This window comes from Amycolatopsis nalaikhensis (assembly GCF_030264295.1).
GTDB lineage: Bacteria > Actinomycetota > Actinomycetes > Mycobacteriales > Pseudonocardiaceae > Amycolatopsis > Amycolatopsis nalaikhensis.
The window spans coordinates 6,776,527-6,803,201 of sequence record NZ_CP127173.1 but is presented as its reverse complement, the minus strand read 5'-3'; the positions used below and the strand labels follow the sequence as shown (position 1 = coordinate 6,803,201).

Below are 26,675 nucleotides of genomic sequence, written 5' to 3'. Positions count from 1 at the left end.
ATCGAGGGCATTCCGGGGCAACATCGGGGAGAAAACCAGGCATCTTCCCGGCGGTCCCCGAGTGAACACGCGGGGTGCGCTAGCCTGGCCCGATCAAGGGCCCCGGCCCGCACCCCCCGCGTCGAGGAGTCGAATTCGTGCAACCCAACCTGGGGCCAGGTGAAGACTTCCAGCTCCTGCTCGAACGGCAGGTGCGGGACATGCAGTCGAAGGCCGCGGCGCTGAGCGAAGCGCTTTCCGCGGCCGGCGCGACGGTCCGTTCCCGGGACGGCTCGGTCACCGTGACGCTGGCGCCGAACGGCGCGCTCACGAACCTCGAGCTCGGACACCGCGCGTGCGAGCTGGGCCCGGCCCGGCTGACCGCGGCGATCATGAGCACCGTCCGCGAGGCGCAGCGCAAGACCGCGCGCAGCGTCGCGGACTCCTTCGCCACCATCAACGGCGACGGCGAGTCGACCGACATGGTCCGCTCGTTCCTGCCGCCGGACCCGCCGCCGGACGGCGACTTCGCGGCGCCGGAGAGCGCCGAGCCCGAGCGCACGCCGCCGCCCGCCGCGACACCGCCGCCTCCGCCGCCCCCGCGTCCGGCGGGCCCGCAGCAGTCCGCGCCGCGTCGGCGTCCCCCGGCCGACGACCACTTCGACGACGAAGCGAACCCCTGGTGAGCGGCGGCGGCTTCCGGGTCTCTTCGGAACCCCTGGCGAAGTTCGGCCAGCACCTCGACGAACTGCAGAGCAACCTCCAGAGCACCGCCGACCTCGTCGGCGGCATGGTGTGCGACCCCGGCATGTTCGGGATCAACCCGGCGTGCCAGCTGATGGCGGCGGGCGCGAGCACCTGGACGGACAAGGCACACCACCAGTTCGGCGACTACGCGAAGACGATCGGCGAGTTCGCCGACAAGGTCGCCGAGGCGGCGAAGCGCTACCAGTCGGGCGAAGACGACGCCGTCGACTCGATCGTGAGGTTCGAATAGTGGGCGACGACTACAAGAGCAAGGACGTCAGCCTCCACGGCTCCGAGCTGTTCGACGACGACAACCGGGCGGCGGGCGCCGGGTTCTTCGAGGCGGCGGTCGGCCTGGACAAGGCCGTCAAGGACAACGACAAGGTCGCGATCGGCATCGGCGCGGCGGGCATGGCGCTGGAGACGATCGGGCTGGTGCTGGACCCGATCGGCAGCCTGCTGACGGCCGGGATCGGCTGGCTCATCGAGCACATCACGATCCTGCGCTGGCCGCTGGACATCCTGATGGGCGACCCGATCGGCATCTCGGCGGCGAGCGAAGCGCTGACGGCGGAGAAGAAGAAGCTCGAGCAGTGGTCGCAGGACCACCAGTCGGCCGTCGAGACGCTCATGAAGGAGTGGACCGGCAAGGCCGCGGAGCAGTTCAAGAAGGACATGGACGCGGTCACGGAGCAGCTGACCGCACTGGGCGGCTACCTGGACCAGGCCGGCAAGAACATGAAGATCGCCGGCGGCATCGTCGGCGCGTTCCGCGGCATCTTCCGCGACCTGATCGCGATGCTCCTGGCGACGATCATCAAGGGAGCCCTGATCGCGGCGGCCCTGGCCCCGGTGACGTTCGGCGCGTCGATCGCCCTGTTCATCACGACGACGATCGGCACGGTGGCGACGGCGCTGGGCAAGATCGGCACGAAGCTGATCGAGCTGGGCAAGAAGCTGGGCGACCTGGTCCAGGCGCTGGCGAAGATGGGCAAGGCGGGCGACGACCTGGCGGGCGCGAAGCCCCCGGCGAGCAGCCTGACCCCGACGCCCACCCCCAAGCCGGACCCGACGCCGGCGCCGAAGCCGGACGCGTCGGGCGGGCCGAAGCCGGATCCCAACGCACCCAAGCCGGATGCGTCGGGCGGCCCCAAGCCGGATGCCTCCGGTGGCCCCAAGCCCGATTCCACGCCCGACCCCAACGCACCGAAGCCGGACACCACGCCGTCGTCGTCCACGCCGGACCCGAACGCGCCGAAGCCGGATGCCTCGGGCGGGCCCAAGCCCGACTCCACCCCCGACCCCAACGCGCCCAAGCCGGACACCACGCCGGACCCGAACGCACCCAAGCCGGATGCCTCCGGTGGCCCGAAGCCGGACTCCACCCCGGATCCCAACGCGCCGAAGCCGGATGCGTCGGGCGGGCCGAAGCCGGACTCGACCCCCGACCCCAACGCGCCCAAGCCGGATGCCTCGGGCGGACCCAAGCCCGACTCCACCCCGGACCCGAACGCGCCAAAGCCGGACGCTTCCGGTGGGCCCAAGCCGGACTCGACCCCCGACCCCAACGCACCCAAGCCCGATGCCTCGGGCGGGCCCAAGCCCGACTCCACGCCCGACCCCAACGCACCCAAGCCCGACACCACCCCCGACCCGAACGCACCCAAGCCGGACGCCTCCGGTGGGCCCAAGCCGGACTCCACCCCGGACCCCAACGCGCCCAAGCCCGACACCACGCCGGACCCGAACGCGCCGGACCCGAACGCGCCGAAGCCGGATGCCTCGGGCGGACCCAAGCCCGACACCACCCCGGACCCCAACGCACCGGATCCCAACGCCCCCAAGCCGGATGCGGGCGACGCCAAGCCGCACAAGCCGTTCACCGATCAGATGACCGATGTCGTCAAGCAGAAGCTCAACGCCAAGCTCGAGGCGGAAGGCTTGTCGCCGAACGAGATCAAGGTCATCAACGACAAGTTCGACAAGATCAGCAACCTGTCCGTGCACGAGCTGGGCAAGGTGTTCGGCAAGGAAGGCGCCGAAAAGTTCGAGTCGGCCATCAAGATCATGACCGACCCGTGGTTCGGCAAGTCGGGCCTGGCCGGCAAGACCGTCGTCGACATGATCAAGGGCGTGCCGGCCAGCATCGGCAACGTCACCGGCGGTGACGACGAGTAGTCACGAAAGGGTGACCGCCCGGGACGCGAGGTGCAGGGCCAGCCGCTCGTCCGGGCGGGACAGGTCCACGCCGAGCAGCTGCTCGATCCGCGCGACCCGGGCCGCCACGGTGTTGCGGTGCACGCCCAGCACCGTGGCGGTCTCGGCGATCGACGACTCCGCGTCGAGGTAGGCCGCGAGCGTCCGGACCAGGTCGCCCGGCGCCGACCGCAGCGGTGCCACCAGCGCGCGGGCCGCGGGTTCGAACGTGTCCGTGCGGGTCCACTCCAGCAGCAGCTGGGCCATGCCGAGCTGGTCGACGTGCAGGAAGTGGCCGGTCTCCGGCCGGGTCGCGGCGAGGCGGGCCGCGTCGACCGCCTCCGCGACGGTCGCGGCGAGCCCCTCCGGACGCGGGTGCGGCCGTCCGACGCCCATGCGCGCGCCGAGGCGCAACGCCCGGTGCGCCGCCTGCAGCCGCGTCGCTAGCGACCGCACGCGGGCCGCCGTCGGCTCGTGGTCGAAGGTGACCCAGCCGGTCCAGCCGTCGCCGTGCTCGACGACGACCGCCTCGACGTCCTCGGCCCGGAGCGCGCGGACGACCTCCTGGGTGCGGGCGACGGTGTCGACCGCCGCCGGGACGCCGATGTGCAGCCCGACGTGCCAGCCGCCGAGCCGCCAGCCCGCGTCGGCGACGCGGCGCCGCAGGTCCGCGCCGGGCTCGGTGTCGAGACGGAGCAGGTCGCCGAGCAACGCGGTGCGCGAGCGCGCGTCGCGTTCCAGCTCGAGGCGGTTGGCGAGCAGCCACCGCTGCAGCGCCCCGGCGGCCACGGCGAGCGCGGGCGGGACGACGTCGGCGCGCGCGGCTTCCGGCCCGCGCAGTTCGGCCGCCAGCCACATCGCCGGCCGCTGCAGCAGGACGGGGTGGGCGAGCAGGACGCCGTCGTCCAGGTCGGCCCGCTGCGGGACGGCTTCGTCGAGCCGGACCTGCCCGGCCACTTCCCCGGCGAGGGGCGCACCACGGTCGTCGAGCACGGCGACGGGCGAGCGCAGCAGCCGCCGCAGCACGGCGACGACCTCTTCGGGCGGACGCAGCCGGTCACCGAGCGCGCGGTGGGTGGCGAGCAGGAGGTCGGCGCGGTCCAGTTCGGGTGCGGCGAGCAGCAGCCGGGCCTCGACGAGCAGGTCCAGGGGTGCCGCCCCGGTGCTCAGCAGGGGAACGCCGAGCCGATCGGCCAGCAGCCGCGACGCGCTGAGCGGCTCGGTCCCGGAGAGGAGGACACCGGCGGCCCCGGTGTCGGCACACCGGCGCAGCAGGGCGTCGATCTGCCAGTCGGTCCCGGCGATCGGCCGAGCCACCACGGTGAATTCCCCGGCCGACGGGGTGTGGGACGCGTCCAAAGTGGCCTGAACCGTCCGGAGTGGACGGTCGAGCCCGGCCGCCCCGGCGAGCACCCGGACGTGCTCGGCCCAGCCGGGAAGGGCGAGCACCCGCCGCAGGCTCACGACACTGCCCCCGCCCCAAGCGCCCCAAGGCGGCCTTGGTTGCGTCTGACGCACCGAAGGCCGCCTTGGGTGCGTCTCACGCACCGAAGGCCACATTGGGGCGCTTCGTGCCCGGGTGACCTCATCGGAGCCCCACCGGGTCGCAGTCGATGCCGTACGCCCGCGGCTCCAGCACCGGCAGCCGTCGCGGGTCGGTCCAGAACGGGGCCGCCGCCAGGCGGACCACGTCGACCTCCACCCCCACCCGGATCGCGTCGCAGTTCACCGGCACCCCCGTCCGGTGGTCCAGCACCGAGAGCACGTCCGGCGTCGAAGCCACCGGCGCGCCGTCGCGCAACGCCAGCAAGTACTCGTTCTCCATCTCCAGCCGCAGCAGCGAACCGTCGCGGTGATCCGCCAGCGTGACGCTCCCGCGGCCGAACCCCGGACTCCCGTGCTGCCCGGGCCCGACGTGCCGGGCCACTTCCAGCACCCGCCCGCGGGCCAGCACGGTCCCGTCCAACGCCGCTTCGAGCGCCTCCCTCGGCGGGCTCTCCCCCACCGCCAGCACCCGGCGGCCCAGCTCCAACGCGCCGCTCGTCGTCCCGCACACCGAACAAGAAGCCAGCTCGCGAGCCGGGATCGGGGCCAGCGCGAACGCCGCCCAGCCGCCCGAACCGGCCAGGAACGCCCGCGTGCCCCGCTCGATCACGACGTCGGAACCGGCCGCCAGCACCACGACCTGCCCGCCGGGCTCGGCCAGCGCCGCCGGCGCGACCCCGCGGCCGGTCGCGGCGACCGAGAACTGGTCGAGCCGGGGCAGCCCGCGGCCGGAGAGGTCCGCGTCGACGTACCCCAGCCCGAGCTGGTCGGCCACGACCAGCGGCAAGAGCCCGTTGAGGCCGCCGATCTCGATGGACATCAGCGCGTCGGCGCGCTCGCCCGTCCACCGCTCGATCGCCGCGACGGCGGACGCGAACTCGTCCCCGCCCGGCAGCTTCTCGGTGAACGCCGCCGTCGCGCCGACCACGCCGATCGGCACCACCCACGCCGTCGGCGCCAGCTCGGCCACCGGCGAAACGCCGAGCGAACCGCTGCCGGAGAGCAACCGGCGCAGCAGGACGGCGGCGGTGACGGTGTCCCCGGCGCCGCCGGACCCGAGCAGGGCCACCCCGCGTTCGAGGGCGGCCACGTCACCAGCGGTGATGCGCATGACTGACCACAGTAGACGAGCTCAGCGCAGCGCGTAGCCACCGTCGGGGTAGAGCGTCGAGCCCGTGGTGTACGTGCTGCCGAACAGGTACAGCACCGCATCGGCCACTTCGGACTCCGTCCCGACGCGGTGCAGCAGCGTGTCCGCGCGGTACTGCGCGAAGCTCGCCTCCCGCACGCCGGCGGGCCGCCCGGCCCACAGGTTCCCGTCGATCGTGCCCGGCGCGACGACGTTGACCCGCACCGGTGCCAGTTCCACCGCCAGCCCGCGGCCGAGGCCTTCGACCGCGGCGTTGCAGGCGACGTACGCGGGTGCCGCGCCCGGCGGCCGGACACTGGCCGCGCCCGACATCAGCACGATCGACGCGTCCGGGGCCAGCCGCGGCACCGCGTGCTTGACCGCGTGGTACTGGCCCCAGAACTTCGTCGTGAACGGGCTGGCCGCGTCCTCGTCGCTCAGCTCCCGCAGGGGCCCGACCGTGTACGACGCGCCGGGCGTGAACAGGCAGTCGACGCGGTCGAGCGCGCCGAAGAACGCGGCCAGCGACTCCTGGTCGGTGGTGTCGACGACCTGCCAGGTGGCGCCGATCTCGGCCGCCGCGGCAGCCAGCTTCTCCGGTGTCCGCCCGCCCAGGTGCACCTTGGCGCCCTCGGCGGCCGCGCGCCGGGCCACGGCGAGGCCGATGCCGGAACCACCGCCGATGACCACGACCACGCGGCCGTCCACCCCGCTCACGCGATCTCCTCCACCGGGACGAAGGCGTGCGGCAGCCCGAACGCACCCGGGCCGAAGGTGTCCAGCGCCTCCGGGGTGCGCATCAGCGGCGGCGTCGAGATGCCGACGACGGTGACCCGCTGGCCGTACCGCAGCGTCTCGGTCGTGATCGGCTCGGCCGTCGACGACTCCAGCACGCAGATCAGGTCCGGCACGAGGCACCGCACCTCGCCGTCCACAGTGGCCACCAGGTTCTCGTTCTGGAACACGATCTCCAGCTTGTGCGCGCCGTCGAACGACACCGCCGCCGCGCGGCCGCGCGCGAAGCCCGCCTCCGTCCGCCGCTCCACATCGGACACCTTGCCGCGGAACAGCACCCGCAGGTGCTGATAAGGCGTCGACCGCAATGCCGTCGCGAGCGCGTCCACCGGATCTTCGTTCGCCGCCCGCGCCTCCCGGATCGTCCGGCCCACGGTCAGGGCCAGCGAAAGCGTCCGCGGCACCGCGGTCCGCTTCACGTCGGCGCCGCTCATCGAGTACTCGGCGATGTGCGCGACGCCGCCGAGGCGGATGGTGACGCCGCGGGCCAGCCACTCCATCCGGCGGTTGTCCGCACCGGTGTCGATCACCGTCGTCTCGCCGCGCTCGCCACCGATCGCCATCGGCGAACCCGGCACGCCGTAGACGCCGAACGTCTCCATCTGCAGCTCCGGGAACGCCCGGCCCATGCCGTCGGCGTCGACCACCGGCAGCCCGAGCCGCGCCCCGACGATCAGCGGGATCATCGAGTTGATGCCCCCGCATTCGATCGGCATGGTCGCGTCCGCCGTCCGCCCGAGGTGCTTCTCCAGCGTCCGCAGCGCCAGCACCGGCTCCTCGCCGTTGGGCAGCTTCTCGTGCACCACGGTCGGCGCGCCCATCTGCGCGGTCGGGACCACCAGGGCGTCGTCGTCCACTTCGGACGGGTCGAGGACGGTGATCGGCCCGTGCTCGCGGATCGCCTCGCGCACGAGCAGCCGTCCGACGTACGGGTCGCCGCCCCCGCCGGTGCCGAGCACCGCGGCGCCGCGGGCGAGGTCGGGCAGGTCGTCCTCGGTCAGCGTCCAGCTCACCCGGCCACCCCGATTGGGTCGATGTCGTAGCCGAAGTACCGCGGCCCGGCCAGCGCGATGCCCTCCGGCGTGTGCCAGCGCGGGTCGGCGGGCGCGGCGATGACCGTGACGCGCTGGCCGTACCGCAGGCCCTCAGTCGTCACGGCTTCACCGGATTCGCGCTCCAGCGTGCAGATCAGGTCCGGCACCGACGCCTCGACGACGCCGTCGCGCTCGGCGACCAGGTGCTCGTTCTGGAAGCGCAGCACCAGTTCCGCGCCGGTGTCACCGTCCATTCCGGACAGCCGGGCCTCGCCGCGGGCGAACCCGGTGACCGTCCGGCGGGCGACGTCGACGACCTTGCCGGTGAACAGCCGCCGCCCGCCCAGGCGGGAGACGACCCGCCCGACCGGGTCTTCGTGCGCGGCCCGGGCGGCCCGCACCAGCGCGCCCAGCTCGGCGCACAGGCTGAGCGTGCCCGGCACCAGCGCCTCCCGGGCCTGGGCCCCGGACATCGCGTAGTTGCTGATCATCGCCGAGCAGCCCATGTCGACCGTCGCCGACCGGGCCAGCCGCTCCGCCCAGTGGTTGTCCACTGTGTCCAGCACGCCGCGGTTGCCCTTCTCGTCCGCAATGGACATCGGGGTCGCGCGGATGCCGTACAAAGTCGGCAAAACCATTTGCAGCTCCGGGAAAGCGCGGCCCATGCCGTCGGCGTCGACCAGCGGCAGGCCCAGCTGCGCGGCCGCGACGACCGGGATCAGCGAGTTGACCCCGCCCGCCTCGGCGCACGCGATGTGCGTCAGTTCCTTGCCGAGGTACCCGGCGAGCGTGCGGGCGGCGAGCCCGACCTGCTCGGCCGAGGGCAGCTTCTCCACCATGACCGTCGGCGCGCCCATCATGGCCACCGGCAGCACGACGGCGTCGTCCCCGACCTCCGTCAGGGGCACCAGCCGCACCGCGCCATGCGCGCGGACCGCGGCGGACGCCAGCAGCCGCCCGATGTACGGGTCGCCACCGCCGCCGGTGCCGAGGATGGCGGCCCCGCGGGCGATGTCGTCGAGGTCGTCGACCGTGATCTCGCGCATCACGCCCCCAGCTGCAGGTCGCCGACGGCCTTGACGCGGATGCGCGTGGCGTTGCCGGGCAGGTACGGGATGGGCACCTCGTCGAAGTCGACGATGCCGACCGACGCGGGCGACGCTCCGGCCGCGACCGCGCGGTCGACGGCCTCCTGCTTCGCCTCTTCGACGACGGCTTCGCGGCGCCCGGGTTCGATCACGTAAACGCGGTCGACCTCGCCGCCGATCTGCGCGATGGCCGCGCCGATCGCGTTGGCCACGGCGTAGTTCTCCGGCCGGTGCACCTCGCCGCACCCGGCCAGCTCGTCCGGCAGCAGCACCGAGCCACCGCCGACGGCGACCACCGGCAGCGGCTCGGCGGACGTCCGCATCCGTTCGACCACATCGGACACGTCGGCGGCGATCCGGTCGAGCGCCGCCCGGACCAGGCCCTTGTCCAAATGAGACACCAGCGACGGGTCACCGATCTCCGCCCGGCCCGCCGCGACGGCGATGTCCGTCGCGGTGAGCGTGTCGCCGCCGAAGACCAGGGCCTTCGACGTCAGCTCGTAGCCGACCGAATCCGGGCCCACCGTGACGTTCCCGGCGTCCCCGCGCACCCGGCTGCCACCGCCGATGCCGATCGACAGCACGTCCGGCATCCGGAAGTTGGTGCGGATGCCCGCGACGCTCACGTCAGTGGTCGCCTCGCGCGGGAAACCCTGCCGCAGGACACCGACGTCCGAGGTCGTGCCGCCGACGTCGACGACCGCACAGGTGTCCAAACCGGACAGCACGGCGGCGCCGCGCATCGAGTTCGTCGGCCCCGAGGCGAACGTCGCCACCGGGTATCGGCGCGCGAAGTCGACGTCCATCAGCGTGCCGTCGTTCTGGCTCAGGTACAGCGGCGCGGTGATGCCCGCGCCGGTGACCGACGCGGCGAGCCCGTCGACGATGTGCGCGGCCAGCTCGCGCAGCGCCGCGTTGATCACCGTCGCGTTTTCCCGCTCCAGCAAGCCGATCCGGCCGATCTCGTGGGACAGCGAGATCGCGACGTCCGGCAGCTGCGCGCCGATGATCTCCGCCGCGCGGGCTTCGAACTCGGCGTTGACCGGGGAGAAGACCGAGGTGATGGCGACGCTGCGCACCCCGGCCTCCCCCATGTCGTCGGCCGCCTTGCGCAGCTCGCTCTCGTCGAGCTCCGCGATGTGGCGGCCGTCGAACTCGTGTCCACCGTGGACGAGGTAGCTGCGCCCCGACACCGCGTCGACGAGCCGCTGCGGCCAGTCGACCATCGGCGGCAGCGACGCCCCGGCGGGCAGGCTGAGCCGGACGGCCGCGGTGGGCGCGAGCCGGTGGGCCTCGACGAGGGCGTTGATGAAGTGCGTGGTGCCGATCATCACCGCCCGCACCGCCGCCGGGTCGAACGCGCGTTGCCGCTGCAGGCCGTCGATCGCGGCGACGATGCCCGAGGTGACGTCCGCGGTCGTGCTGGTCTTGACCGAGGCGAGCACCTGACGGCCGTCGAGCAGGACGGCGTCGGTGTTGGTGCCGCCGACGTCGATGCCGATGCGCACGAATCTTTCTCCTTTGTGGACTAGACGGCGGGAGCGGGCTCGGCGTCGGCGGTCCGGCTGCTGCCGATCCCCCGCACCAGGCCGAGCTTCCCGGCGACGACGTACAGGACGAAGGCCACGACGAGCGAGTTGATGCTCGGCAGGCCCCACTCGACGAACTCGCCGAAGAGCGCCGCGGCGACCCAGACGACGATGGTCGCGGGCACCCACAGGGGCGCGTCTTCGGGCACGGTTCCGCGGGCCCGGGCGGATTCCAGCTCGCCGCGCCACTTCTTCACGACGAAGTACTCGGCGACCATGATCCCGGCGATCGGCGGGAACGCGACGCCCAGCACGGTGAGGAAGTCGGTGAACTTCGTCAGGATCCCGGCGGCGGCGAGCAGGCTGCCCACCACGCCGAGCACGGCCGTGACCAGGCCGCGGTGGGCCTTGCGGCCGGACACCGTGCCGATGAAGTTCACCACGCCCAGCCCCGAGGAGTAGAGGTTCCAGTCGTTGATCTTCATGGTGCCCGCGATGACGATGAGCAGCCCGACCCAGCCGACCGACGACGTCACGATCGTGGTGATCCCGGCGCTGCCGACGGCGTGCGCGAGCAGCACGCCGGACAGGCCGATGACGTACTCGCCGAGGGTGATCCCGACGAGCGTCTGCTTGACGACGTCGCCGGTGGTGCGGTTGAAGCGGGTCATGTCCGGCGTGATGACGGCGCCGACGATGAAGCCGCCCGCCACCAGCGTCGTGCCCTGCAGCAGGCTCAGCGACGGCCCGGGCGGCGCCGACGAGACGAGCGCGCCGAGGTCGTGGCGGGTCAGCTCGGAGATGACCGACCAGCCGACCAGGACCAGGAAGGCGGGCACGGTCAGGTACGCCGTCCAGGCCATGGAGTGGAAGCCGCGGACCACGATCGCGGTGACGAGCAGGCCGAACACGAGCGCCCAGCCCCACTCCGGCAGGCCGCCGATGAGCGAGACGAGGCCTTGGGCGGAGACCGCGGACTGGATGCCGAACCAGCCGATGAGGCTGATCCCGATGGCGAGCCCGATGAGCGCCGAGCCACCGCGGCCGAAGCCGGTCCAGCGGGCGATCATCGACGTCGAGAGGCCCTCGCGGACGCCGATGACGCCGACGAGGATGGTGATGAGCTCCAGGATGACCGAGCCGAGCGTGAACGCCAGAACCGCCGGCCAGAAGCTCATCCCGAAGCCGACGGTGGCTCCGAGCAGGAACTGGGACAGGGCGGAAACCTGGCCGAACCGCTGGACGGCGACCGACCACCACGAGTACCGGGCGCTGTCCGGCACTCTGGTGAGGGCGTAGTCATCGACACCGACTGCTGAGGCCACGCCGACCTCCTATTCCGGGGAAGGGGAACGGTTCCCCGCACCGTAGGCAGCGCTCCCGGCGACGTCACCGTGCGATGTGCACAGCAGGAGCCTTCGCGCTGTGCAGTCAGCCCAGCGGGTCCAGACCGGTCAACCGGACGCTTTCCGCCCACAGCCGGGCGGCGGAGGGCTCTTCGGTGAGGTTCGCCCAGCGCGTCTCGAGCCGCGGACGGCCCCGCAGTCCGAAGACCCGAGTACCCCAGAGCTGCCCACCGGCGACGTCGGGGCCGAGAACGGCGCGAACGGCGGGCCGCGCACCGCCGTCCTTGCCGTGCAGGACGGCGCGCGCGGGCAGCCCACGCAGCCACTGGCCGGCGGTCCGGACGTGCACCCGCGGCCGCGACGGCGTCAACGAGTCGAGGGCACCGCCGGGGTGGGCGAGCACGCTGAGCCGTGAGGAGCCCGCCGCCCGCAGCCGCCGGTCGAGCTCGAGCGCGAAGAGCATCTGGGCGAGCTTCGAGCGTTCGTAGGCGCGTTTCGGGTGGTAGTCGCGTTCGCTCTGCAGGTCGGCGAAGTCGAGGCTCGCGGACTTCGCGGCGAAGCTGCCGGTGGTGACGATGCGTGCGTCCGGCGTCAGCACCGGCATGAGGTGGGCGACGAGGGCGAAGTGACCGAGGTGGTTGGTGCCGAACATCGAGCTCGTGGCCGTCGACGGTCTCCTGCCGCCGGTCGACCATGACTCCGGCATTGCAGACGACGGCGTCCAGCGGGCCGATGTCGAGGTCTTCGAGGGCTTTCAGGTCGGCGAGATCGAGCTGAACGTGCCGGACTTTCGCCCCGGAGACGTACGACCGGATCGACGCGATCGCGGCGGCGGCCTTGGCGGGATCCCGGCTGCCGAGAACCACGTCAGCACCGGCCGAGGCGAGCTGTTCCGCGACGAAGTACCCGATCCCGGCGTTGCCCCCGGTAACCAGCACCCGCATCGGCGTCCCTCCCCCGCGTCGTCCCGCGGGGCCACGCTACCGGGCTTCCTCAGAGGCGGCTGAGGCCGTGGAGGATGCGCTGCATGAGGTCGAGACTGGGGCGGTTGCCGGAGCCCATCCGCGCGGTGTGCACGGCGACGAGCCCGCGATCGGCCAGATCGGAGAGCAGAACGCGGGCAACGCCGAGCGGAATCCGCCGCCGAGCGGCAACTTCGGCAACGGACTGCGAGGTCCGCAGAAGGGCACAGATTTCCGACTCTTCGGCGGTGCTCCCCCGAACGACGGCGCGCCCCCGCGCGGTGGCCGAGACGAGCGTCTCGACGGGCAGGTCCCGCGTCGGCCGGGTTCGTCCATGAGTGCGGAAGTAGGGCCGGACGAGCCCCGCCCCACCATCGTCGAGAGCGGTCCCCCAGTGCACAGCAAGCTCCTCACAGCGATTAATGCTTGTCGGCGATTATTCGACACGGTGATCCACTGCGCCGCAATCGACCGAACAGAGCAACGGTGGAGAAGTCGCAGGTCAGAGAGCCGCCAGACGGGGAGTACGACACCTACGGACTAGCTGGTGCCGGAGGATCGACGGGATTGTCGCGATTTTTCCGTGCGGACAATCGCGGCGGGAGACGCGTCAGAGGCGGATGGGCTTCTTGTTCATGAACTCCTCGATCCCCAGCGGCCCCAGCTCCCGCCCGATCCCCGACCGCTTGATCCCCCCAAAGGGAAGATCCGCCTCGGACCCACCCGACTTGTTGAGGTAAACCATCCCGGCCTCAAGCCGCCGAGCCACCCGCACCGCCCGCGCACGATCCGTCCCGAAGACACTCGCCCCCAGCCCGAACGGTGTGTCGTTGGCCAACGCGACCGCCTCGTCCACCGTCTCCGCGCGGAACACCAGCACCACCGGCCCGAAGATCTCCTCGTGGTAAGCCGCCATCGAAGGTTTCACGTCCGTGAGCACCGTTGCCTCGAGATATGCCCCCGGCCCAGGCACACGGTGGCCGCCCGCACGGAGCGTCGCTCCCTCGCGGATTGCCCTCTCCACCTGGGCCGCCACCTCGTCCGCCGCTGCCACCGAAGCCAACGGCGGCAACGTTGTCGCCGGGTCTGCCGGGTTGCCCGGCACGTAGTACTCCGTCACCCTCTTCGCCAACCGGTCTACGAACTCGTCGTACAGCTCGGCCAGCACGATCATCCTCTTCGGTGCGTTGCACGACTGGCCGCAGTTGCGCATGCGGGCCGTCGCCGTGACCTTGACCGTTTCGTCCAGATCGTCCGTGTCCAGCACGATCAACGGGTCGGACCCGCCCAGCTCCAGGACGCACTTCTTCAGGTTCCGCCCGGCCTCGGCCGCCACCGAAATGCCCGCCTGCTCGCTGCCCGTCAGCGACACGCCCACCAGGCGCGGGTCCGCCAGCATCCACGGCACCTGCCTGCTCGACGCGAACACGTTCACGTACGCGTCCGACGGCACCCCCGCGTCCAGCAGCACCCGCTCGATCGCCGCCGCCGAACGGGGGCAGATCGAGGCGTGCTTCAGGAGGATCGTGTTGCCCAGCACCAGGTTCGGTGCCACGAACCGGGCCACCTGGTAGCACGGGAAGTTCCACGGCATCACCCCGAGCAGTGCCCCGATCGGCTCCTTCGTCAGCACCGCCTCGCCGCCGCGGATCGGGAGGGGCTCGTCCGCCAGCAGGGCCGGCCCTTGCTCGCCGTAGTAGCGGAAGATGTCGACGACCACGCCGACCTCGCCGCGGCCCTCGTTGATCCGCTTGCCCATCTCCAGGGTCATGATCGCGGCCAGCTCGTCGGCACGTTCGGCGAACAGCTCCGCGGCGCGCAGCACGATCGCGGCGCGCTCGGCGACCGGACGCGCCCGCCACGCCGCGTACCCGCCGTGCACCCGCTCGATCGCCGCGCGGACCTCCTCGTCGGTCGCGTTCGGGATCTCTTCCACCAGTTCACCCGTCGCAGGGTTGGTGACTGAGTACATGACGACCTCCTCTGGCCCACGGTAGCCTACTGCATACTGTATACACCATGGAATCGGCGATAGACACCCGCGCGGCGGTACCCCGCTCCGCTTGATCGACTATCGTTCCCCCATGACGCTGGAACTCACCGGCGGATCCGATTTCTCCGCACTGGCACCGAAAAGCACTCGCTGGACCCGGCGCTACGCGGGTGGCGCGGTCACGTTCCGCTGCCCCGCGCGGACCGGCGACCGGACGCCCCGGGTCTGGAGCGATCGCGGCCTCGGCTTGCCGGAAGACGAGCTTCCGGCCTTCGCCGCGCAACTGCGTCGCGTCATGAAACACGAGGCCTACTGGGTCGCGCGCGCGGTTTGCGCGGACCGGCGCGCGGGTGACGCGAGCCGCTGGTCCCCCGCCCGCTACGACGATGAAGACGGCTTTGTGTACTTCGCCGGCCCGTGCGCGCACGGTGACAGGTGGCCGGGCTACCGGCCCGCCACCGAGTTCACGATCGCGCTCCCCCACGTCCGCGGGCTGCGGATCCGGATCGCCGCCTACCTGGCTGACCGAGGATGAACACGGTCGTGCGCGCCGGCGCCGTCGCCGCCGTCGTCAGCGGCGTTCCCTCCACGGCCCACGCGATGCTGACCGGCCGCGACGTCCTGGCCGCGACGCGGGCGGCGGGCACCCTGCTCCCGGGCCGGCGCGACCGGCCCGGCGTCGCCGCCGGGCTGATCGCGCACGTGCTCGTCTCGGCCGGCTGGACCTGCGCGCTCGCGGCCGTCGCCCGCCGCCACCACCTGGGCGTCGCCCGGGGCGCGGCGGCGGGACTGGCGATCGCGGTACTCGACCTCGGGCTCGCGCGCCGGGCCTACCCGGCCGTCAGCGCGCTACCCCGCGTGCCGCAGGTCTTGGACCACTTGGTGTTCGGCGCCGTCACCGGCGCGCTGCTCGACCGTCCACACCGGACGGATCAGGGCACGACCTGCACGACGTCACCCGGGTGCAGCGAGTTGTAGAACGTCACCGCGGCCGAGTGCGAAAGGTGCACGCACCCGTGGGACTTGACCTTCAGGCTGCCCTGGTGGAACGCGACCCCGGTGGTGGTGAAGAACACCGAGTACGGCATCGGCCCGTTGTACTGCTTGCTGTAGTGGTCGATGTCCTTGTACTGCACGTGGAACGTCCCGAGCGGAGTCGGGTACTTCGGCAGCCCCACCGTGATCGGGACGCCGCCGTAGGTGACGTTCCCGGCGCCGTCCATCAACCACGCCGTATTCGAACTGCGCTGGACGCAGGCCTTCGCTTCGGCGCCGCACGGCGCTGAAGCCGCTTCGGCCGTCCCCGCGAACGCCACGGTCCCCGCCATCGCGGCGACCCCGCCCAGTAGTGCGATCATCCTCCGGTTCATCGTGTGCCTCCCGGTTTCGTTCGGCTACACGGTGTAGGGTGCCCAGTTCGCGGATCTTCAACCGCAAGATCAGTCCCGTGGCCGGGAAAGCCCGAGGAACTCGTTCTGCTCGCGGTCGTAGCGCTGGGTCAAGCCGTTGCCGTAACGGTCCCACCAGTTCTGCGTGTGCCCGCCCTGCCGGGTCGTTGTGTCGCCGTAGATCTGCCGGTCGTATTCGATGCGGGCGTCGTGGAACTCCTGCTGGAACTGCTCGGGCGTCAGGCCTTGCGCGTGCTGGATCGCCGCGTCGGAGAGCGTGCGCGAGCTGCGCACGATGTCGTCACCCGCCATGTGGTTCAGGATCGCGCGGACGCCGCCGGCGCCGCGCATGTGGGCGCCGGACATGATCGCCGCCTGGGTGCCGGGATCGGTGAAGTTCAACGCACCGGCCGTGCGCGCGTTCGCCGTCATCAGGTCCGAGACGACGGCGCGTTCTTCGGCGCTGCCGATGCCGTACTGCTCGCGCGCGGCCATGATCCGGTCGTAGCCGTTGTGCATGTTCTGCCGGAAGCCGTACGCCTCGGGCACCCCGCCCTGCTCCCCCGTCGCGCCTTCCGAGCGCATGATCGAGTCGACGACGCGCGGGTCGAGCTGCTGGGGCGCGGCCGCCGCCGCGGCGCCGCCGCCACCGCCCTGGGCCTGGCCGCCGCCGTAGGCCTGGGCGACGTCGGAGTCGGCGGCGTTGTAGGCGTTCGCGACCGTCTGGACGTTCTGGTTGACGTTCGTGATCAGGCTGAGGAACTTCTGCAGCGCGCTGCCCAGCGTCGAGTGGAGCGCCGAGTTCGCGGCGGCGACCCCGCTGCCGATCCCGGCGAACGACAACGCGTCCAGCACCAGGCCTTCGAGGTCGCGGGTCGTCGACAGGAAGGACGACCCGACGTCTTCGACCGCCCTGACGACCGTCCCCATCTCCGCCGTTTCGGCGCGGTAGGCCCCGGCACTCATGGTCTGCTCCCTCCGGACACCGGCTTTGCGCGTCGAGAATTCCGCACCGCCCCACCGCGCCCAACGGCCGAATTACCCACCGCGGTACCGGCCGGAGTGGGTAATTCGGCGCTATGGTCGACAGATGAGCGAACCCGACGGCGTCCCGGAGCCGGACTACAGCGAGGGCGGAGCGCCCAGCTTCGACTTCGTCCGGGACAAGATCGAGAACCGGTACACGACGTCGCTCGGCGCGGCCGAGGTGGCCGGGCTGGGCACGGAGAACACGGCGGAAGCGCTCGACAAGAAGATCGCCGACCGCGACCAGGCCGCCAAGGACAGGCTGGCCGAGATCCGCCGCTCGATGCGCGGCGAGTGACGGCTCAGCCGAAGATCGCCACCGGATCGCCGGTGTACCAAGCGTTTTCGATGACGACCTTGCGCATCACCCAGCGGTCGCCGTCGCGGACCAGCTCGACGTCGTAGCGGTTCTTCAGCAGGGCGTGCGTGCCGTGGTCGGCGCTCAGCAGGTGCTGGGCCTCGACCAGGGCGGTGAGGCGCGCGGTGTCGCCGTCGAGGGTGACGCGCGGGTTGGTCACCTGGTGCGTGGTGTCGACGCGGCCGTCGAACATCGCGAGGATCGTGTCGACGATCGCGTCCCGGCCGGTCATCAAGGGCGGGTGCGCGCCCCACCGCGCGGCGGCGGGCCGGAAGTCCAGCTCGGCGTCGGCGGCGAAGGACGACGCGAAGAGCTCGCGGTCCTTGAGGTCCTGGCCGAGGCCGAAGCGGTACAGGGCGTCGATGATCTCCACGCGGTCTTGTGTCGTCATGCCCCCAGGCTCGCCCGGTCCGAGGGGCCGATCAACGCGCTTCTGTGCCACGATCGTGAAGCAGGAGTGAACGATCGGGGCGGTCATGCCGGAGTCGCGCGAGCTGGAGACGTTCTTGACGCTGGCCGAGGAGCTGCACTTCGGCCGGACGGCGCAGCGGTTGCACGTGTCGACTGCGCAGGTCAGCCAGACGATCCGGAAGCTCGAGCGGCGGATCGGCGTGCCGCTGTTCACGCGGACCAGCCGCCGCGTCGAGCTGACGCCGGTGGGGCGCCAGCTCCGGAACGACCTCGGGCCGGCGTGGTCGGCGGTCGAGGCGGCGCTCGCGAGGGCGGTCGAGACGGGCCGCGGGGTGACGGGGACGCTGCGGGTGGCGTTCGGCGACGCGGCGGGCGGCCAGCTGCTGGCCGGGGTGGCCGACCTGGTCCGGCGGCGCTCGCCGGGCTCCCGGGTGGAGTTCCGGGAGGCGCGGCCGGCGGAGGTGCTGCCGTGGTTGCGCGACGGCGAGGTGGACGTGGTGCTGGCGGGGCTCCCGCTCGACGGGCCGGACCTGGCGACCGGACCGGTGCTGGTGCGCGAGCGGCGGTTCCTGGCGGTGGCGGCGGGCCACCCGTTCGCGGCGCGGGCCGCGGTGGGGGTCGCGGACCTGGCGCGGGTGACGGTGCTGCGGTGCGCGCTGCCGGACCCGTGGCTGGACGAGCACGCACCGGCGGCGGTGGTCCGGCCGCGGGACGGGTTGCAGGAGCTGCTGACATTGGCGGGCAGCGGGGAGGGGGTGGTGCCGGTGGGTGCGCACATCCGGCGGTACTACCCGCGCCCGGATGTGGCGTACGTGCTGATCGAGGACGCGCCGCAGCTGGAGTGGGGGCTGGTTTGGCTGGCCGGGGCGGCGACTGCTCGGCTGCGCGCTTTCGCTGATGCCGCGGCCGAGTTGGTGCGGGAGCCCGCTTGACGCGCCGAAGCCACCCCACCTCAAGCCGGTAACCAGCGGACCTCGTCCGGCTGGCAGGCCGCGATCGCCGTCAGGCGGTTCGGGTACACCGATGCCCGCTCCGCGAGCCCCGTCAGGTGGACCGCTCTGGCCACCGCCGTGCCCGGTGTCACGATCAAGCAGCCCGTGATCCCCCGGTCCCGGCTCAGCTCGAGCGCGCGAAGCAGCCCGCCCGCGCCGCGCGCCGAAAGGAACTCCAGCATCGCCAAGTCGAGCACCAGCAAGTGCGGCGCGGGCAACGCGCAGATCGCCGTCTCGAGCACCGTCGTCCAGCGCAGCACCGTGGTGATGTCCAGTTCGCCGCGGATCTCGACCACCAGCACGCCGCTGGTCCGCGCCGAACCGGTTCCCTCTTGGTCACGCATCGAGCGCCTCCTCCGGCCGGATCGCGGCGGCCCGCCCCATCGTCGCATCCCCGGCGAGGAACTGCGGAGAAAACCGCTTGCGCCACAAAGGTGATGACGGCATACGGCGCAGCGGCCACCACCGTCCGGCTCAGCGTCCACTGTGGAGGGTCAAGCGGGACAGCCACTCCTGCAGCAACGCCGACTCCGCGCCTGTCAGCATCGCGGGCGCCGATTCACGCAGGCGGGCACCCAATGCCGCCGCCGTCGCCGCCACCCCGTCGCCCGGTTCGGCCCGGTCCCGCGCGAGGATGCCCGCCAGCACGCTCTCCCGGACCAGAACGGAGAACTCCGGGTCCGGGTAGAGCGTCGGCCGGGTGATCATCGACAGCGCGACACCGGCGTTGGCCGCCATCACCACCTGTGCGGCCAACGGCGGCGGCACCTTGAGCCGGCCCGCGGCCGCGCAGCGCTCCAGCACCGCGAGCAGCAGCGCGTGCGCCTCGGCCGCCGCACCCGGCGGCGTCGGCAGGCCCCCGTGCATGAGCCGGTAGTGATTCGGATTACCGACGGCGAACGCGAGGTGGGCGTCCCAGCCGTCGCGCAGGTCGCGCACCGGGTCGCCGGACGGCTCCGCCGCCCGCTTGGCCGCGAGGTACTTCTCGAACCCGTGGTCGACGACGGCCGCGAGCAGCCCCTCCTTGTCGCCGAACTGCCGGTACAGCGCCGGCGCGCCCACCCCGGCGGCCTCGCAGACCGCCCGCGTGGAGAAGTCGGCCTCGGCCGACCGGGACAGCAGGTCGGCGGCCGCCTCCAGGATCCGCGTTCTCTGGTCCACGGCACGCACGCTACCAGTCATTATCAGTGTTATCAAGTCTGTGATATCGACGATTCAGCCACGTCAGGCTTCCGTAATACCGACGTGGAATCATCGAAGCGCGACGGAAGTTGTACAGGCGGAAGCACCGCACGAAGAGAAGGAGTGACGCCGTGACCACGTCAACCGAAAGGGCCGTCCTGGCCGGCGGCTGCTTCTGGGGTATGCAGGAGCTGTTCCGCCGCCAGCCCGGGGTGATCTCGACCCGGGTCGGTTACAGCGGCGGCGACGTCCCCAATGCGACCTACCGCAACCACGGCACGCACGCCGAGGCCATCGAGGTCATCTACGACCCCGCCCAGACGACGTTCCGCGACCTGCTCGAGTTCTTCTTCCAGGTGCACGACCCGACGACGAAGAACCGCCAGGGCAACGACATCGGCCTGAGCTACCGCTCGGCGATCTTCTTCACCAGCGACGAGCAGAAGCGGGTCGCCGAGGACACGATCGCCGACGTCGACGCGTCCGGGCTGTGGCCGGGCAAGGTCGTCACCGAAGTCAGCCCGGTGGGTGACTTCTGGGAGGCCGAGCCGGAGCACCAGGACTACCTGCAGCGCATTCCGAACGGGTACACCTGCCACTTCGTGCGCCCGGGCTGGAAGCTCCCGAAGCGCGAGAAGACCGCCTGACACGCAGTACACCGAAGGCCCCTTCGCCGATCCCGGCGGAGGGGCCTTCGTCGTAAGCGAAGATCACCCGAACGGCGGTGATCCGGCTCCGGTCCTCAGTGGACGGTCCCGGCGCCGGATCCCGATTGGGCCGAATGTCCTTTTTGGGATGTATTGCGACATGCAGATAAGACCGTACGTTCGTCGCTTGTTCACGAGGCTTCCGCACCGGATCCTGATTTCCGCTCCACCGCACCACCCTCGTCCCCCTTGACCCGGCCCGGCTCCGTACCGGGCCTGGTTCACCCTGCCCGGAGGGAATTCCTCGATGGAACTGAGACGTCCTGTCGTCTTGGCGGCAACCGGCGTGCTCGTCGGCGCGCTCTGCATCACCGGTACCGCACAAGCACAACCCACCACCCCGGCCGCCGCACCGAGCGCCCAAGCCCAGGCCGTGTCCGCGGCCGCCGGTCTGGTCGCCAGCAGGCCCGCCGCCCTGCACGCCAGCGCGGACGACGTTTTCCTGGCGCGGCAAGCGATTTCCGCGACCAACGGGCTGCAGTACATCCCGTACGAGCGCAGCTACAAGGGCCTGCCCGTGGTGGGCGGCGACTTCGTCGTCGCGACGAACTCGACGGGCCAGGTGCTCGGCACCTCCGTCGCGCAGGACCAGACGATCAACCTCGCCACGAACAACGCCAAGGTGTCCAAGGCCGCGGCCGAGGCGACGGCACGGCAACAGCTGGCCACCGTCGAGAGCGTCAGCCCCGCGCAGCAGGTCGTCTTCGCCCTCGGGACGCCGACCCTGGCGTGGAAGAGCACCGTCGTCGGCCGTGACGCCGAAGGCCCGAGCCGGCTCGACGTCATCGTCGACGCCGCCACCGGCAAGGTGCTCAAGACCCAAGAGCACGTCATGAACGGCGACGGCACCAGCGCGTACAACCGCCCGAACCCGGTGCACCTCGACACCACCCAGTCGGGCAGCACGTACTCGATGAAGGACCCGTCCCTCACCAACGTCAGCTGCCAGGACGCGGCCAACAACACCACGTTCAGCGGCACGGACGACCTGTGGGGCAACGGCAACGCGACCAGCCGCGAGACCGGCTGCGTCGACGCGCTGTTCGCCGCGCAGACCGAGAAGAAGATGCTTTCGCAGTGGCTGGGCCGCAACGCCTTCGACGGCAACGGCGGCGGCTGGCCGATCCGCGTCGGCCTGAACGACGAAAACGCCTACTACGACGGCAGCCAGGTCCAGATCGGGCACAACACGAACAACCAGTGGATCAGCTCGCTGGACGTCGTCGCGCACGAGCTCGGCCACGGCATCGACGACCACACCCCCGGCGGCATTTCGGGTGCGGGCACCCAGGAGTTCGTCGCGGACGTCTTCGGCGCCTCGACCGAGTGGTTCGCGAACGAGCCCTCGGGCGGTGACACGCCGGACTTCCTCGTCGGCGAGTCGGTGAACCTGGTCGGTTCCGGCCCGATCCGCAACATGTACAACCCGTCCGCGCTGGGCGACAAGAACTGCTACGACAGCTCCGTCCCCAACGGTGAGGTGCACGCGGCCGCCGGCCCCGGCAACCACTGGTTCTACCTGCTGGCCGAAGGCACCAACCCGACCAACGGGCAGCCGACCAGCACCACGTGCAACAACACCACCATCACCGGCATCGGTGTCCAGAACGCGGTGAAGATCTTCTACAACGCGATGCTGCTCAAGACCTCCAGCAGCTCGTACCTGAAGTACCGCACCTGGACGCTGACCGCGGCGAAGAACCTGTTCCCGGGCAGCTGCACCGAGTTCAACACGGTCAAGGCGGCGTGGGACGCGATCAGCGTGCCGGCCCAGACGGCTGACCCGACGTGCTCGGCCACCGGCACGGTCACCGTTTCGAACCCGGGCAACCAGTCCACCGTCACCGGCGCTTCGGTGAACCTGCCGATGTCGGCCTCGGGCGGCACCGCGCCGTACACCTGGTCGGCCACCGGCCTGCCGGCCGGCCTGTCGATCAACTCCTCCACCGGCACGATCTCGGGCACCGCGACCACCGCGGGCACCTCGAACGTCACCGTGACGGCGAAGGACGCGGCCGCCAAGACCGGCACGGCGTCGTTCTCGTGGACCGTCGGCACCACCGGCGGCTGCTCCGGCCAGAAGGTCGCCAACGGCGGCTTCGAGTCGGGCAGCACCAGCTGGACCGGCACCACCGGCTCCATCGGCCAGTGGGGTTCGCAGGGTGAGGCCGCGCACGGCGGCACCTACGCCTCGTGGCTCGACGGGTACGGCACCACGCACACCGAGTCGATCGCGCAGTCGGTGAGCATCCCGGCGGGCTGCCACGCCAGCCTGACGTTCTACCTGCACATCGACACGGCGGAGACCACCTCCACCACCGCCTACGACAAGCTGACCGTCACCAACGGCAGCACGACGCTGGGCAGCTACTCCAACCTGAACAAGGCGTCCGGGTACGCGCTCAAGACGATCGACGTCTCGTCGGCCGCCGGCGGCACCCTCGCGCTGAAGTTCACCGGCACCGAGGACAGCTCGCTGCAGACCTCCTTCGTCATCGACGACGTGGCCGTGACCCTGAGCTGAAGCTGAACCGCTGAAGCGGGGAGGCCGGACTTCCGGCCTCCCCGCTTTCGCGTTTTCCGGGGCACAATCGCCGCATGGACACCGAACAGCTGCGCGCGACCCAGGCCCCGTTGAAGGACCAGTACCGGGAGCGGCCCGAAAGCGCGCTAATCACGCTGCACGCCGACGCCGAGCTCGACGGCCTCGGGATCTCCTGCAAGGTCGAGACCGGCCGCGCGGTGGTCGAGGCCGGGCTGCACCCGGCCACCGGCGGGGACGGCACCCTCGCCTGTTCGGGTGACATGCTGCTCGAAGCGCTCGTGGCGTGCGCCGGGGTGACGCTGCGGGCCGTGGCGACGTCGCTGGGTCTCGAAGTGCGCGGCGGGCGCGTGCGCGCCGAAGGTGACCTCGACTTCCGCGGCACCCTCGCCGTCGCGAAGGACGCGCCGGTGGGCTTCCGCGCGATCCGGCTTTCGTTCGCGTTGGACACCGACGCGTCCGAAGACGAGCTCGCCACGCTCAAGAAGCTGACCGAGCGCTACTGCGTCGTCTTCCAGAGCCTGCGGACGCCGCCGGAGTTCGCGGTCACGCTCTCGGCGAACTGACCCGGCTCAGGGAGAAACCCGGAGGACAAATCGGACGAGGTGGCCTAGCTTGGCGGTGTCGTCGTGAGGGGGAGCCGCCATGCCACAGCCGAAGCCGGACATCGCCGTCCGGGTACGCGGGCTCGTGAAGACCTACGGATCGACCCGCGCGCTGGACGGGGTCGACCTGGACATCCCGGCCGGGCGGGTGCTCGGCCTGCTCGGGCCGAACGGCGCCGGGAAGACCACCACCGTGCGCATCCTGACCACCCTGCTGCGCCCGGACTCCGGGTCGGCGCACGTGGCCGGGTACGACGTGCTGGCCGAGCCGGACGAGGTGCGGCAGCGGATCGGGCTGTCCGGCCAGTACGCGGCCGTCGACGAGAACCTGACCGGCTTCGAGAACCTGTACATGGTCGGGCGGCTCTACGGCAGGCGGAAGGCCGCGGCCCGCTCGCGCGCGCGTGAGCTGCTGGCGCGGTTCCGCCTCGAAGACGCCGCCGACCGGCCGGCGAAGGGCTATTCGGGCGGCATGCGGCGCCGGCTCGACCTGGCGGGGGCGCTGGTCGCCGAGCCGACGGTCGTGGTGCTCGACGAGCCCACTACCGGCCTCGACCCCGGCGGGCGCCTCGACACCTGGGGCGTCATCAAGGAGCTGGTCGCCGACGGCACCACCGTGCTGCTGACCACCCAGTACCTCGAAGAGGCCGACCAGCTCGCCGACACGATCGTGGTGATCGACCACGGCCGGGTGATCGCCCGCGGCACGGCCGACGAGCTCAAGGCCCAGATCGGCGGCGAGCGGCTCGAGCTGGTCGTCGCCTCGGCCGCGGACCTGCCGGGCACGCTGGACGTGCTGCGCGCGGTCGGCTCGGGCGAGCCCACGGGCGACGAGCACACGCGGCGGGCGGAGATCCTGGTCGACACCGGGCCCAAGGCGCTGATCGAGGCGTTGCGGCAGCTCGACTCCCAGGGCATCGCGGTCCAGGACGTCGCCCTGCACCGGCCGACGCTGGACGACGTGTTCCTGTCCCTGACCGGCCACGGCGCCGATTCCGTCGAGGAGGCCGCGAAGTGAACGCGCTCGCGAAAGGTATCTCCGACGGCGGCGTCGTCACGTGGCGCAACCTGATGAACGTCCGCCGCAACCCGGACTGGCTGATGGCGGCGACGCTGCAGCCGATCATGTTCGTGCTGCTGTTCGCCTACGTCTTCGGCAACGCGATCGGCGGCGAGGCGGGCGGCGCGGCCTACCGCGAGTTCCTGATCGCGGGGATCTTCGCCCAGACGGTGGCGTTCAACTCGGCGTTCACGGTGATCGGCTTCGCCAACGACCTGCAGAAGGGCATCATCGACCGATTCCGGTCGCTGCCGATGTCCCGCATCGCGGTGGTGCTCGGCCGCACGACGTCGGACCTGGTCGTCAGCGTGGTGGCGCTGGTCGTGATGTCGGTGTGCGGGCTGATCGTCGGCTGGCGGATCCGCGGCAGCTTCTGGGACGCGCTGCTCGGCTACCTGGTGATGCTGATGTTCGCGTGGGCGCTGTCGTGGGTGGGCGCGCTGATCGGGCTCGCGGCGCGCAGTGTCGAGGTCGCGCAGAGCGCGGGGCTGATCTGGATGTTCCCGCTGAGCTTCATCTCCTCGGCGTTCGTCCCGACGCAGACGTTGCCGGGATTCTTGAAGGCGATCGCGGACTGGAACCCGTTCACGGCGGTGATCAACGCGACGAGGGACCTGTTCGGCAACCGGTTCGGGGCACCACCGACGGGCTGGCCGGCGGAACACGCGGCGCTGTACGCGATCCTGTGCTGCGTGGCGATCATCGCGATCTTCGCCCCGCTGGCCACGGCGCGGTATCGCCGGGTGGCGAGCAAGTAGCCCGGTGGTGACTACTTCTCCGCGGCGGCCGCGCGGAGACGAACGAATCCCACCGGCGCCTGGCGATCGCTCCTCGCATCGGATCAGCGGTCAGCATGGCTGCGACGATCGCCGCGGTCGCGCAACGGCGAAGCCAGGCGTACAGCCAGATCCTGCACAGGAAGTCGAAGCGGTGGACCACAGTGCCACGCCGAGACCTCGACGGTGACGTCAGCGGAGACCGTTCAGCTCTCTTCGGACAGTTCCACGATCGGGATCACCCGCTTGGCCTGCTTGGCCTTCGCCCGGTGGTCGGCCAGGAACGGATAGTGCCGCTCGAGCTCCGTCCAAGCCCGCACGTAGTCCGCTCCCAGCAAAGGCAACGCCTCCGCCTCGAACTTGCGGTCGTCGACCTCCACCGTGACGCGTGGGTCGTCCGTGAGGTTGAGGTACCAGTCCGGGTGCCGGGGCGCGCCGACGTTCGAGGCCACCACCAGGAGCCGGTCGCCGTCGCGGTGGACCATCATCGGGACCGTTCTCGGCTCGCCCGTGTGGCGGCCCGTGGTCGTGAGCAGCACCAAGCGCTCGCGGTGCATGCCGTCGACCTCGCCGCCCGCGCGGAACTGCTCGATCACGCGGCGGTTCGTCTCCCGGACGTCCATGGTCACCGGTCGTAGTAGCGGGTCGGGGGTTCCTGCCCGGTCCACTGCTGCCGGGTCGGCGGCGGTGCCGTGTTCTGCTGCGTGCGGCGCCGGTGCAGCGTCCGGGCGCTGGCCGCCATGCTGTTCACGACCGCGGCGATGACGAGCCCGATGACGAGGTTGATCGCGGCCGTGGCGATCTTCGCGCTCGGGGTGACCGTGAGCGTCAGCGGCAGCACCACCGCGATCAGCGTCACCAGCACCATGATCCAGCCGAAGAACTGCGAAGGAGCGGGCGTGGCGACGCTGAGCAGGTGCATCAGCCCGGTGGCGAGCAGGGCCACCGCGGCGGCGACCAGCGCGTACGTCGTGGTGCTCGCGTTGCCCCAGACGCCTTCGCCTTTTGGGGCGAGCACTTCGACCTCGAAGATGCCGCGCGCGATCAGCAGCCCGACCACCGCGAGCAGGGCCGCGACCACCGCCGTCGCCACGCCGCCCGCCCAGAGCCGGCGTGCGTCGATCCCCGGGCGGACGTCCTGGGGCTGGTTCCCGTAGTAGTCGGACATCGGAGCCTTCCTGGGTCGGCTGTGCCTCTCGCCCCCGATTGTCCCCCGTTTCGGGCCTCGCCGCGATTTGCGTTCCGACCTCGGTGATCTTCGACGTTTGCGGTTCACGGGATCGGG

General features: G+C 71.5%; 28 protein-coding genes and 1 pseudogene. 12 read left to right on the top strand and 17 right to left on the bottom strand.

What is annotated here, in order from left to right:
* Positions 1-137: 137 nt before the first annotated feature.
* From QP939_RS33290 to QP939_RS33280, 3 genes are read left to right on the top strand one after another with little or no spacing between them, the layout of a single operon-like run.
* Entirely contained in the window at positions 138-665 is a 528-nt protein-coding gene (locus tag QP939_RS33290) for a YbaB/EbfC family nucleoid-associated protein (protein WP_285450204.1), read from the top strand.
* Positions 662-976 carry a hypothetical protein gene (locus tag QP939_RS33285; protein ID WP_285450203.1) on the top strand — a complete coding sequence of 105 codons (315 nt, stop codon included), beginning with the start codon at positions 662-664 and terminating at the stop codon, positions 974-976. The genes QP939_RS33290 and QP939_RS33285 overlap by 4 nt, the downstream gene beginning before the upstream one ends.
* Positions 976-2,904, top strand: a complete 1,929-nt coding sequence (locus tag QP939_RS33280; protein ID WP_285450202.1) for a hypothetical protein — start codon at positions 976-978, stop codon at positions 2,902-2,904. Before QP939_RS33285 ends, QP939_RS33280 begins: the two co-directional genes overlap by 1 nt.
* Here QP939_RS33280 and QP939_RS33275 read toward each other — a convergent pair whose 3' ends face one another.
* From QP939_RS33275 to QP939_RS33230, 10 genes and pseudogenes are all read right to left on the bottom strand, one after another.
* On the bottom strand, positions 2,905-4,386 hold the full coding sequence (locus QP939_RS33275; RefSeq protein ID WP_285450201.1) for a helix-turn-helix domain-containing protein: 1,482 nt from the start codon (positions 4,384-4,386) through the stop codon (positions 2,905-2,907).
* A 121-nt stretch (positions 4,387-4,507) separates the two neighbouring features.
* Entirely contained in the window at positions 4,508-5,578 is a 1,071-nt protein-coding gene (locus QP939_RS33270) for an S-methyl thiohydantoin desulfurase family protein (RefSeq protein ID WP_285450200.1), read from the bottom strand.
* Positions 5,579-5,599: 21 nt separating this feature from the next.
* Positions 5,600-6,313, bottom strand: coding sequence for an SDR family oxidoreductase (locus QP939_RS33265; protein WP_285450199.1), 714 nt, complete (start codon positions 6,311-6,313; stop codon positions 5,600-5,602).
* Entirely contained in the window at positions 6,310-7,404 is a 1,095-nt protein-coding gene (locus QP939_RS33260) for an S-methyl thiohydantoin desulfurase family protein (RefSeq protein WP_285450198.1), read from the bottom strand. Before QP939_RS33260 ends, QP939_RS33265 begins: the two co-directional genes overlap by 4 nt.
* Positions 7,401-8,471, bottom strand: a complete 1,071-nt coding sequence (locus QP939_RS33255) for an S-methyl thiohydantoin desulfurase family protein (protein ID WP_285450197.1) — start codon at positions 8,469-8,471, stop codon at positions 7,401-7,403. The genes QP939_RS33260 and QP939_RS33255 overlap by 4 nt, the downstream gene beginning before the upstream one ends.
* Positions 8,471-10,021, bottom strand: a complete 1,551-nt coding sequence (locus tag QP939_RS33250) for a hydantoinase/oxoprolinase N-terminal domain-containing protein (RefSeq protein ID WP_285450196.1) — start codon at positions 10,019-10,021, stop codon at positions 8,471-8,473. Before QP939_RS33250 ends, QP939_RS33255 begins: the two co-directional genes overlap by 1 nt.
* 20 nt (positions 10,022-10,041) lie before the next feature.
* Complete coding sequence (locus QP939_RS33245) at positions 10,042-11,367, bottom strand: purine-cytosine permease family protein (RefSeq protein WP_285450195.1); 1,326 nt, start codon at positions 11,365-11,367, stop codon at positions 10,042-10,044.
* 106 nt (positions 11,368-11,473) lie between these two features.
* Positions 11,474-12,332, bottom strand: a pseudogene (locus QP939_RS33240) (SDR family NAD(P)-dependent oxidoreductase).
* Positions 12,333-12,381: 49 nt separating this feature from the next.
* Positions 12,382-12,750: a DUF742 domain-containing protein gene (locus QP939_RS33235; RefSeq protein ID WP_285450194.1), complete on the bottom strand. Its 369-nt coding sequence runs from the start codon at positions 12,748-12,750 to the stop codon at positions 12,382-12,384.
* 210 nt (positions 12,751-12,960) lie between these two features.
* Positions 12,961-14,322 (bottom strand): NAD-dependent succinate-semialdehyde dehydrogenase, encoded by a 1,362-nt coding sequence (locus QP939_RS33230; RefSeq protein WP_285450192.1) that lies wholly within the window; start codon positions 14,320-14,322, stop codon positions 12,961-12,963.
* Positions 14,323-14,434: 112 nt separating this feature from the next.
* On the opposite strand from QP939_RS33230, the gene QP939_RS33225 reads away from it, so the two are divergent.
* Together QP939_RS33225 and QP939_RS33220 are read left to right on the top strand one after the other, a co-directional pair.
* Positions 14,435-14,878: a hypothetical protein gene (locus tag QP939_RS33225; RefSeq protein ID WP_285450191.1), complete on the top strand. Its 444-nt coding sequence runs from the start codon at positions 14,435-14,437 to the stop codon at positions 14,876-14,878.
* Complete coding sequence (locus tag QP939_RS33220) at positions 14,875-15,321, top strand: hypothetical protein (protein ID WP_285450190.1); 447 nt, start codon at positions 14,875-14,877, stop codon at positions 15,319-15,321. Before QP939_RS33225 ends, QP939_RS33220 begins: the two co-directional genes overlap by 4 nt.
* Here QP939_RS33220 and QP939_RS33215 read toward each other — a convergent pair.
* Complete coding sequence (locus QP939_RS33215) at positions 15,276-15,713, bottom strand: L,D-transpeptidase (RefSeq protein ID WP_285450189.1); 438 nt, start codon at positions 15,711-15,713, stop codon at positions 15,276-15,278. The genes QP939_RS33220 and QP939_RS33215 overlap by 46 nt on opposite strands.
* A 69-nt stretch (positions 15,714-15,782) precedes the next feature.
* Positions 15,783-16,697, bottom strand: coding sequence for a hypothetical protein (locus QP939_RS33210; protein ID WP_285450188.1), 915 nt, complete (start codon positions 16,695-16,697; stop codon positions 15,783-15,785).
* Between the two features lie 124 nt (positions 16,698-16,821).
* Here QP939_RS33210 and QP939_RS33205 point away from each other — a divergent pair, with 124 nt between their 5' ends.
* Complete coding sequence (locus tag QP939_RS33205; protein WP_285450187.1) at positions 16,822-17,055, top strand: hypothetical protein; 234 nt, start codon at positions 16,822-16,824, stop codon at positions 17,053-17,055.
* A gap of 4 nt (positions 17,056-17,059) precedes the next feature.
* On the opposite strand, the gene QP939_RS33200 is transcribed toward QP939_RS33205, so the two are convergent.
* Positions 17,060-17,506 (bottom strand): nuclear transport factor 2 family protein, encoded by a 447-nt coding sequence (locus tag QP939_RS33200; protein ID WP_285450185.1) that lies wholly within the window; start codon positions 17,504-17,506, stop codon positions 17,060-17,062.
* Between the two features lie 85 nt (positions 17,507-17,591).
* Here QP939_RS33200 and QP939_RS33195 point away from each other — a divergent pair, with 85 nt between their 5' ends.
* Entirely contained in the window at positions 17,592-18,458 is an 867-nt protein-coding gene (locus QP939_RS33195; protein WP_285450184.1) for a LysR family transcriptional regulator, read from the top strand.
* Positions 18,459-18,478: 20 nt separating this feature from the next.
* Here the strand turns inward: QP939_RS33195 and QP939_RS33190 are convergent, their stop codons facing one another.
* Together QP939_RS33190 and QP939_RS33185 are read right to left on the bottom strand one after the other, a co-directional pair.
* The gene (locus QP939_RS33190; protein WP_285450183.1) at positions 18,479-18,862 is read right to left on the bottom strand and encodes an STAS domain-containing protein; all 384 of its coding nucleotides are present in this window, start codon (positions 18,860-18,862) and stop codon (positions 18,479-18,481) included.
* Positions 18,863-18,992: 130 nt separating this feature from the next.
* Positions 18,993-19,679: a TetR/AcrR family transcriptional regulator gene (locus QP939_RS33185; RefSeq protein ID WP_285450182.1), complete on the bottom strand. Its 687-nt coding sequence runs from the start codon at positions 19,677-19,679 to the stop codon at positions 18,993-18,995.
* A 152-nt stretch (positions 19,680-19,831) separates the two neighbouring features.
* On the opposite strand from QP939_RS33185, the gene msrA reads away from it, so the two are divergent.
* The 5 genes from msrA to QP939_RS33160 all read left to right on the top strand — a co-directional run bounded on the left by msrA (position 19,832) and on the right by QP939_RS33160 (position 25,372).
* Complete coding sequence (gene msrA, locus QP939_RS33180; RefSeq protein WP_285450181.1) at positions 19,832-20,347, top strand: peptide-methionine (S)-S-oxide reductase MsrA; 516 nt, start codon at positions 19,832-19,834, stop codon at positions 20,345-20,347.
* A 307-nt stretch (positions 20,348-20,654) separates the two neighbouring features.
* Complete coding sequence (locus QP939_RS33175; RefSeq protein ID WP_285450180.1) at positions 20,655-22,931, top strand: M4 family metallopeptidase; 2,277 nt, start codon at positions 20,655-20,657, stop codon at positions 22,929-22,931.
* A 74-nt stretch (positions 22,932-23,005) separates the two neighbouring features.
* Positions 23,006-23,515, top strand: a complete 510-nt coding sequence (locus tag QP939_RS33170) for an OsmC family protein (protein ID WP_285450179.1) — start codon at positions 23,006-23,008, stop codon at positions 23,513-23,515.
* A gap of 79 nt (positions 23,516-23,594) precedes the next feature.
* Complete coding sequence (locus tag QP939_RS33165; RefSeq protein WP_285450178.1) at positions 23,595-24,572, top strand: ATP-binding cassette domain-containing protein; 978 nt, start codon at positions 23,595-23,597, stop codon at positions 24,570-24,572.
* Positions 24,569-25,372 carry an ABC transporter permease gene (locus tag QP939_RS33160; RefSeq protein WP_285450177.1) on the top strand — a complete coding sequence of 268 codons (804 nt, stop codon included), beginning with the start codon at positions 24,569-24,571 and terminating at the stop codon, positions 25,370-25,372. The genes QP939_RS33165 and QP939_RS33160 overlap by 4 nt, the downstream gene beginning before the upstream one ends.
* Before the next feature lie 224 nt (positions 25,373-25,596).
* Here QP939_RS33160 and QP939_RS33155 read toward each other — a convergent pair whose 3' ends face one another.
* Together QP939_RS33155 and QP939_RS33150 are read right to left on the bottom strand one after the other, a co-directional pair.
* Positions 25,597-26,013 (bottom strand): nitroreductase/quinone reductase family protein, encoded by a 417-nt coding sequence (locus QP939_RS33155; RefSeq protein WP_285450176.1) that lies wholly within the window; start codon positions 26,011-26,013, stop codon positions 25,597-25,599.
* Between the two features lie 2 nt (positions 26,014-26,015).
* Positions 26,016-26,558 carry a DUF6069 family protein gene (locus QP939_RS33150; protein ID WP_285450175.1) on the bottom strand — a complete coding sequence of 181 codons (543 nt, stop codon included), beginning with the start codon at positions 26,556-26,558 and terminating at the stop codon, positions 26,016-26,018.
* Positions 26,559-26,675: the final 117 nt, after the last annotated feature.